General features: G+C 51.1%; 4 protein-coding genes. 3 read left to right on the forward strand and 1 reads right to left on the reverse strand.

The genetic code is table 11. From position 1 onward, the window contains the following. The coding region (locus BLW34_RS16635) for a hypothetical protein (RefSeq protein WP_218138882.1) at positions 1-272 on the reverse strand (272 nt) is incomplete at its 3' end. 76 nt (positions 273-348) lie between these two features. Here BLW34_RS16635 and BLW34_RS14400 point away from each other — a divergent pair. From BLW34_RS14400 to BLW34_RS14410, 3 genes are read left to right on the forward strand one after another with little or no spacing between them, the layout of a single operon-like run. Further along, on the forward strand, positions 349-1758 hold the full coding sequence (locus tag BLW34_RS14400) for a TolC family protein (RefSeq protein WP_256203819.1): 1410 nt from the start codon (positions 349-351) through the stop codon (positions 1756-1758). Positions 1759-1772: 14 nt separating this feature from the next. After that, positions 1773-3386 carry an efflux RND transporter periplasmic adaptor subunit gene (locus tag BLW34_RS14405; protein ID WP_090581035.1) on the forward strand — a complete coding sequence of 538 codons (1614 nt, stop codon included), beginning with the start codon at positions 1773-1775 and terminating at the stop codon, positions 3384-3386. Between the two features lies 1 nt (position 3387). Next, entirely contained in the window at positions 3388-6531 is a 3144-nt protein-coding gene (locus tag BLW34_RS14410) for an efflux RND transporter permease subunit (RefSeq protein ID WP_090581038.1), read from the forward strand. Positions 6532-6794: the final 263 nt, after the last annotated feature.

Consider the following 6794-nt stretch of genomic DNA (forward strand, 5'->3'; position numbering starts at 1 on the left):
GGCCCGCAGATAGAAATCCAGTCTGCAGCAAGGCCGGATATAAGACTGCAGCCGATTTCCTTTTTACCAAAACACGAAATATCTCTTGCCAAACCGGGAGGCGTCCATATAAGAATCATGAGAAGAAACGTGACGGTTGTTTTTGTCAATGCTTGTGTTGTTGTATTCGTGCTGATCGGATCAAGGAGCGTGCGTTCATGTCGGGAATCAAGGTGGGTGATATTGTGGCTTTTATATTGATTCAATCGAATAATGTCTATCTGGTTATGCATATTCAGCCTGGTAAATAGGCATGACTATTGAGGTTGGCGTGTATCAATAACGCATTGATATATTAAGGAGATCAATATGATCACCTCATTCTTAAAAGATTTCGAGAAATTATTTTCAAAGATTAAAAGAGGATTCATCGCACTCTTGGTATTAGGGATGATGATCCCGGTAAACGTGCAGGCAGAGATTTCAGACCCTACTCATTTGGATTTGATGGATAATCAGGTTACACGGGCAATATTCCAGAATGACGCGACCACACTGAATGCCGGCAGTTTTACGCCACTGACTGTCCTGATTGCAGAAGCTCTGGAAAATAATCCGGAAATTCAGGCTTCTCTACGAGAACGCGAAGCAGCTCAGCAGAGAATCTCACCTGCAGAAGCGCTCGATGACCCCATGCTGGAAGCAGGAGTGGTTAATGCACCGCTGACCTCCTCGCCATTCAATCGTGAGGATATGACCATGAAGATGATAGGCCTGTCCCAGCGTTTTCCTTTTCCAGGAAAACGTGGCTTGCGTAAGGAAGTCGCCAGTAAGGATGCGGAGGCGAGTGATTACGGCTATCAGGAAACTGTGAACCGGGTCATGCGTGATCTCAGAGTTGCTTATTTCGAGCTCGGGCTCACCCTCGAAATGACCAAGTTGGTCGAGAAAAACAAGTTGATTCTGGAAAATTTTACTCACTTGGCTATAGATCACTACCAGGTGGGAATGGGTACTCAGGCAGATGCATTCAAGGCGCAGACGCAGGTATCCAGAATGCAGGATGAACTGTTCAGGCTTGAACGGGAGCGGCCTATGGTTGAAGCAGAGCTCACCCTCGCGCTCGGACGTCGCACCCAGGCGGTGGTACTGATACCTGAGTCCCTACAGATACGTGAAGTATCCTTGAATCTGGAATCGTTGCAGGAAGTCGCCTTGGCACAGCGTCCGCAATTACTGGCATTGCAAAGTCTTGCGGCACGTAGCAAGAAAACACTGGATCTGGCGCATAAGGAATACCTTCCCGATTTTGATGTGCGCCTATCGTATGGGCAGCGTGACAGAATGCTGGATAACACGCAGCGTCCTGACATGGTTTCGCTGACCGTGGCCATTAACCTGCCAATATGGCGCGCCAGCAAAATCGAACCTCGTATTACGGAGTCGCAAGCGATGCACTATCAGGCATTAGACCTGTATCAGGCGCAAAGTAACGAGCTTGCGGCGAAACTGCGCCAGCAGGTGGCAACGGCCGAGCAAAATCTCAAATCAGCCCGGTTGTATCAAACCACCATCCTGCCGCAGGCCAGGCTGACGGTTGAATCCGCCCTGGTGGCCTATAAAGTCAACCAAGTTGATTTTCTGACACTGCTTGACAGCCAAATGACCGTATTCAATTATGAAATCAGCCTGGTGACAGCGATAGCCAGCTACAACAAGGCGCTTGCGGAAATCGATCTGCTTACCGGCAAAGCGCCTTATGAATTGACGCAGCCATAATAACGAGATTTCGCATGAGATTATCCCTCATAAAATTGATCATAGCCACTGCACTGATCATCGGTGCGCTGGCTGCAGGGTATTGGTGGGGCAGCACTCAATCTGAGATTGCAGTAGCTGATTTACCTGTGACTATTACCTCCAAGGGTAAGATTCTTTATTACCGTAACCCGATGGGGCTGCCGGATACGTCTCCCGTCCCCAAGAAAGACCCCATGGGAATGGATTACCTTCCAGTTTACGAGGGGGAAGCGCCATCATCCGATAGTTCCGTAGTCAAAATCAGTACCGAAAAAATACAGAAACTGGGGGTGCGAACTGAAACGGCAGCATTACGTGAGCTTATCCGCACGGTCAGAGCGGTGGCAACGATCCAGGCGAATGAGCGTTTGCTATATACGGTGACGCCCAAGTTTGAAGGCTGGATACAACGGCTTTATATCAATACCCCGGGTCAGACGGTCAAGAAAGGTGATCCGCTGATGGATGTGTACAGCCCCAATCTAATCGCGGCGCAACATGAATATCTGATCGCAATGAAAGGTATGCAGATGGTAGCCGAGGGAGGCCAGAATGCTCGATCTGATATGCAAAGACTGGTTGAGAGCGCATTACAGCGGTTGCGCAACTGGGATGTCTCGGACATTGAGCTGCAGCGTTTGCAGCGTGAGGGCGCGGCCAGGCAGTATATCACGCTACGATCCTTAGCCAATGGGGTGGTATTGGAGAAACTGGCCGTAGAAGGGAAGCGTTTCGAGCCTGGAGAAGTACTCTATCAGATTGCCGATTTATCCCGCGTGTGGGTGCTGGCCGATGTGTTTGAGCAGGATCTGGGCATGATTCATCCTGGTCAGATGGTGACCATCAGAGTCGATGCCTACCCGGATAAGGTATTTAGTGGCGAGGTGGCGTTTATCTATCCCAAAGTGACGCCTGAAACACGTACCGCTATTGTCCGTATCGAGCTGCCTAATGCTGACGGACTGCTTAAGCCTGCCATGTATGCACGCGTGGAGTTTGCTTCCTTTCATAGTAAGAACAAAGTCCTTACTATTCCTGATTCGGCGGTGCTCGATACCGGCACCCGGCGGCTGGTGCTGGTGGATCTTGGTGAAGGTCGTTATGAACCACGAACCGTAAAACTCGGCATGCATGCCGATGGTTATACTGAGGTATTAGGAGGACTGGAAACAGGAGAAGCCGTGGTAGTTAAAGCAAATTTCCTGATCGATGCAGAAAGTAATCTCAAAGCAGCGCTGGGTAGCTTTGGTCACGGCAGCCACCCTTTGGTGCCGGGGGAAGAATCACCCGCCCAATCCTCCAGTACGCTTGTCGAAGAATTGTCATCAGCAACGCATCGGGGTGAAGGCAGCATAGCAGCGATTGATTTTGCGCGTGCCACCATTACGCTTGCGCATGAGCCGATTGCCAGTCTTAATTGGCCCTCGATGTTGATGGATTTCCGGGTTGCTGATCCGGCATACCTTCGTCCGCTGAAACCCGGCCAGAAGGTTACCTTTGAAATCACCGAGGAATCAGCCGGTGAGTACGTCATCGTACACATTCATCCAGTAGACACTAGTAGCCCTGTTGCCAACGAGCACAAAAATACATTGAGAAGGCGCTGAAATGATTGGCAATATCATTGAATGGTCGGTTCGGCACATTTTTCTAGTATTGCTGGCAACATTCTCTATCGTTGCCTGGGGGGTATATGCCGTATGGAAAACCCCGGTCGACGCGATTCCTGATTTATCCGATGTTCAGGTGATCATCTATACCGAATATCCCGGACAAGCACCGCAGGTTGTTGAAGATCAGGTGACTTATCCCTTGACCACAGCCATGCTGGGCGTGCCTAAATCGAAAGTCGTACGTGGACTGTCGGCCTTTGGCGTATCGTTTGTCTATGTCATTTTTGAAGATGGCACCGATATCTACTGGGCGCGTTCCCGTGTACTGGAATACCTGGGTTTCGCAGCCAACAAATTGCCAAGTGATGTGAAGCCTGCACTCGGCCCGGACGCAACTGGGGTAGGCTGGGTTTATCAATATGCCGTTACTGCTCAAGACCGTACGCTGGATGAGTTGCGCAGCATCCAGGACTGGTTTCTGCGCTATCAATTGATCGCAGTCGAAGGTGTTTCGGAAGTGGCCAGTGTGGGTGGGTTCGAGAAAACCTATCAGATCACAGTTGATCCCCGGCGTTTACAAGCTTATGGTATTTCCCTGAAAACAGTGATCGATGTGGTCGCGCAGAGTAACCGTGATGTGGGTGGGCGCGTGATCGAACTCGCGGAAACCGAGTATATGGTGCGCGGTAAAGGTTATCTGCGCAGCATCAGCGATCTGGAGAGTCTGGTCGTGAAAGCGCATGAGGGCATGCCGGTACTGCTGCGCGATGTCGCCCGGATTGAGCTGGCGCCGAATGAGCGACGCGGGATTACTGAACTCAACGGGGAAGGCGAAGCTGTTTCAGGGATCGTCGTTGCGCGCTATGGTGAAAATGCGCTCGATGTCATCCGCGATATCGAAGCGAAAATCGATGAGGTCAAACCGGGGCTCCCGGAAGGCGTTGAAATTCAATCGGTTTATAACCGCTCTGAACTGATCCAGCGTGCTATCGAGACGCTGAGCGAAGTATTGATCGAGCAGGTGATCATCGTGGTGCTGGTGTGCGTGGTTTTCCTCATGCATGTGCGCAGTGCGCTGGTAGCGATCATGATGCTGCCGATCGGCGTGCTTATCGCGTTTATTGTCATGTTTCACCTGGGCATCAGTTCCAATATCATGAGTCTGGCGGGCATCGCACTGGCCATCGCCGAGATGACCGACGCGGCCATCGTCATGGTCGAGAATGCGCATAAACATCTTGCGCGCCTTGATCGGCAGGCTTCCGCATCGGCGCGTAGGGATGCTGTTATTACGGCATGCCAGGAAGTCGGCCCCGCACTGTTCTTCAGCCTGCTGATTATTACCGTATCGTTTCTACCGATATTTACGCTCGAAGCTCAGGAAGGACGGATGTTTCAGCCACTTGCCTTTACCAAGACATTTGCCATGGGGGGTGCTGCGCTGCTTTCCATTACCCTGGTGCCAGCGCTCATGCTGTTGCTGATTCGTGGCCGTATTCCACGCGAGCAAGATAATCTGTTGGGTCGCCTTCTGATCCGGCTGTATCAACCGATCATTCCCTGGATCATCCAATGGAAGGAGAGCATTCTGGTCATAACGATTGCCGTATTGGGGCTGACCATTTATCCGATGCTCAGACTCGGTGCCGAATTCATGCCGTCATTGAATGAAGGCACACTGCTTTATATGCCCGTGACGCTACCGGCCATCTCTATCACCAAAGCGGCAGAAATTATGCAAACCCAGAACAAAATCATTAAAAGTTTTCCGGAAGTGGCATCGGTATTCGGCAAAGCTGGGCGTGCCAATACTGCTACTGATCCGGCGCCACTGGAAATGACTGAGACGATCATCAACCTGAAAGCGGAAAGTGAATGGCGCCCCGGTATGACCATCGACAAGCTGATTGTTGAACTGGATCAGGCGCTACAAATACCCGGTGTCGCCAACGCTTGGACCATGCCGATCAAGAACAGGACAGACATGCTGGCAACGGGTATCCGTACACCCATCGGTATCAAGGTATTCGGCAACGATTTGAGTGAACTGGAAAAACTTGGTAAGCAGATCGAGATGGCGGTCAAAACAGTGCCCGGTACCACCAGCGTTTATGCTGAGCGAACTACGGGTGGCTATTACCTTGATATCGAACCGGATCGGATGGCGCTTGCTCGTTATGGGCTGGCTGTTGGCGATCTGCTGGAGGTGATTACGACCGCACTGGGGGGCGAAACGATTACTACTACTGTGGAAGGGCGCGAGCGCTATGGGGTGACCGTGCGCTATCCACGCGAACTGCGCAGCGACCCGCAAGCCATTACGACGCAAGTACTGGTACCCACCATGGGGGAAGCAATGATTCCACTTGGCCAGCTTGCGCAAATCAAGCTGGTCAAAGGGCCACCGAGCATCCGTACCGAGAATGCATTGTTGTCCACTTACATTTTTGTCGATATCCGCGATCGCGACATCGGTGGCTATATCGCGGATGCGCAGCAAGCAGTCCGGGAACAAGTGCAATTCCCATCTGGTTACTATGCTACCTGGAGCGGTCAGTTTGAGTATATGCAACGCGCCACCGACAAATTGAAGGTGGTGGTACCGCTCACGCTGCTCATCGTATTTGTGCTGATCTATTTGAACTTCAATCGTCTGACCGAGACATTGATCGTGATGCTGTCGGTACCTTTTTCCCTGGTTGGCGGTATCTGGCTGATGTATTGGCTTGGCTACAACATAAGTATCGCAGTAGCGGTAGGTTTCATCGGCTTAGTCGGGATTGCCGCGGAATCCGGTATGGTAATGCTGGCCTTCCTTGATCAGGCGCTTACTGCCATGCAAGTAAAACGCCAGGCAGCCGGTGAGGAAATCACTATTTCCGATCTCTATGCTGCTGTGGCTGAAGGTGCCGTGACGCGGATACGCGCAGTCATGATGACCATTGCGGGCAGTATTCTTGGGTTGTTGCCCGTCATGCTGAGCAGTGGCACAGGCTCCGAGGTAACACGGCGCATTGCCGCTCCGATGGTCGGCGGCATGGTCTCAACCACAGTGCTGACATTGATCATTTTTCCAGCCATTTATGTGCTGGTTAAGGAGATTACGATACGGCGCTCGATGGAAAGGGAGCGGAGATAGGGGCCTGAATAATCCTGGCTCATCTTTAATACATCTATACTCGTCACACTTCAAAATTCGGTTTTTATAATCCCTCATCCGACCTTCTCCCAGCGGGAGAAGATACTCTCTCTTTTTGCAACCCATTTTTGAGAAAATCATGCTGTCTCCATGTTGAAGAACATACTGCCGTCAAAGGGTTGTTTGTTATGTAACATGCCATAAATGGCGTGCAATATTTTTCGCATGACTGCACATATTGCTTGAATTTTTTGCAACCCGCG

It is taken from the genome of Nitrosomonas sp. Nm58, assembly GCF_900107335.1.
GTDB lineage: Bacteria > Pseudomonadota > Gammaproteobacteria > Burkholderiales > Nitrosomonadaceae > Nitrosomonas.

What these genes read in the sequence shown, in the direction of transcription:
- BLW34_RS14400 (WP_256203819.1), top strand. Translation starts at nt 349, where the DNA reads ATGATCACCTCATTCTTAAAAGATTTCGAGAAATTATTTTCAAAGATT.
- BLW34_RS14410 (WP_090581038.1), top strand. Translation starts at nt 3,388, where the DNA reads ATGATTGGCAATATCATTGAATGGTCGGTTCGGCACATTTTTCTAGTA.
- BLW34_RS14405 (WP_090581035.1), top strand. Translation starts at nt 1,773, where the DNA reads ATGAGATTATCCCTCATAAAATTGATCATAGCCACTGCACTGATCATC.